This is a genomic window from Pseudomonas sp. FSL R10-0399, assembly GCF_009600165.1.
Lineage (GTDB): Bacteria > Pseudomonadota > Gammaproteobacteria > Pseudomonadales > Pseudomonadaceae > Aquipseudomonas > Aquipseudomonas helleri.
Map to the genome: position 1 here is coordinate 1 of NZ_WIWK01000235.1, position 1,886 is coordinate 1,886.

Genomic DNA, 1,886 nt, shown 5'->3' on the forward strand with positions numbered 1-1,886 from the left:
AGACAGGCCCAGGCGTTTGAGGGCAAGGCGCAGCGGCCCGGGGCGAGGCGGATGACGATGGGCTGGACTGGACATGCGAACTCCTGGCGTTAATTGCTCGGGGCATGCGGCCCCACTGCCAAGCAGTTCTGCAAGGGGTGTGCCACTCCCCCACGGGCCGCTGAACCGGCGGTGCGGCGGTCTGCGGCGCTGGCGCATTGATGAAAAAACCACAGCCCCGGACCTGACTGTGGAAAAAGCAACAGTGGCCAATGTGTTGTTTTCCCCTCAGTGCGCCTGACTGCGCAGCCGCACGAACTGGCACAGCCCTTGCCCTGTACAACGGATCGACCTTTGAGCGGACACCTCGCATGTCACACGACTACCTCGGCAACCCCATCGACACCGACCACCCCTTGGCGCGTCAGGCGCTGGACGATTTCACCTTGGGTTTTCTCAGCTACCACCCGCGTGCCGAGGGGATTGTGGCCAGCGCCGAGCGCCACCCGGAATCGGCGCTGAGCAATGCCCTGGCAGGCATCCTGATGATGTTCAGCGAATCACCGGAAGGCCCGGTACTGGCCGAGCGCTTTCGCACAATCGCCGCGCAGGTGACCGACCCGCTGCCACGGGCAGCGCTGTATGTGGCGCTGTTGCAGGCGTGGATCAACGAAGACCTCGACCAGGTGCTGCACCTCAGCGAAACGCTGCTCGACCAGCACCCCCGCGACCTGTTCGCGGCCAAGCTCAACCAGTACGTAGAGTTCAATCGCGGCAACTGGCCGGCGCTGCTGCGCATCGCCCTTAAGGCTGTGGCGGCCAGCGACGATATCGCCCAGAGCCACGGCATGCTGGCCTTCGCCCACGAGCAATGCCATTTGCTGGATGAGGCCGAAGCCAGTGCGCGCCGCGCCCTGCAACTGCAAGCGAGCGAACCCTGGGCGCAACATGCGCTGGCCCACGTGATGCTGACCAAAGGGCGCATTGAAGAAGGCATCGGTTTTCTGGAAAGCGTCAGCCACCATTGGCAGGGGCTCAACTCGTTTATGTACACCCACAACTGGTGGCATCTGGCGCTGTTTTATTTGGCCCGTGGCGATGAGGCGCGGGTGCTGGAGATCTACGACCAGCATGTCTGGGGCGTGCTGCCGGCGTACTCCCAGGACCAGATCGGCGCCGTGTCGCTGCTGGCCCGTCTGGAGCTGGCCGGGATCGATGTGGGCCAGCGCTGGCAGGCCCTCGCGCCTTACTTGCAGGCCCGCCACCGCGATACCGTGCAGCCGTTTTTGAGCGTGCAATACCTGTATGGATTGGGCCGCGCAGGCAAGCCCGAGGCCGATCAATTACTGCACGCATTGCGCGAGCATGCGCGTGAAGCGCCAGTGTTCAGCCGGGCGGTTTGGGCCGAGGTCACTCTGCCGCTGGCCGAAGGGTTGCTGGCCCATGCCCGTGGTGAACACCCAGTGGCGCTGGAACGTTTGGGCGTGGCCCTGCCCCGCTTGAACGACATTGGCGGCAGCCATGCCCAGCGCGACCTGTTCGCCCAGATCGAACTGGACGCACGCCTGCACGCGCAAGACTGGGCCGGGGCGCAGCAGGTGCTGGAATTGCGTCGTCGTTATGACGCACAGGACGTACCGACCAACCGGGCGCTGGAGAGGGTTTACCAGGCGCTGGGCCTACCGACATTGGCGCAGGCCGCCGCAGCGCGGGTTGAGGTGGTGCTTAACACCCCACACACCCCATAACCCCCTGACACCCGTGGGAGCGGGCTTGCTCGCGATGCAGACAACTCGGTATCTCTGCCAGACCACGTTGATCCGATCGCGAGCAAGCCCGCTCCCACAGATTTGGGTGTTTCAACGGCGGGCTTGGTACACGCCGCGGGCGATGGCGCGGGCCACGCA

The 1,886-nt window shown here is 64.8% G+C and carries 1 protein-coding gene; it reads left to right on the forward strand.

Going from position 1 to position 1,886, the window contains the following annotated elements; translation table 11 throughout:
- The first annotated feature begins 350 nt into the window (after positions 1–350).
- Positions 351–1,727, forward strand: coding sequence for a tetratricopeptide repeat protein (locus GHO41_RS29120; RefSeq protein WP_153435332.1), 1,377 nt, complete (start codon positions 351–353; stop codon positions 1,725–1,727).
- Positions 1,728–1,886: the final 159 nt, after the last annotated feature.

Coding starts and splice junctions, on each gene's coding strand:
- GHO41_RS29120 (WP_153435332.1), top strand. CDS start 351: ATGTCACACGACTACCTCGGCAACCCCATCGACACCGACCACCCCTTG.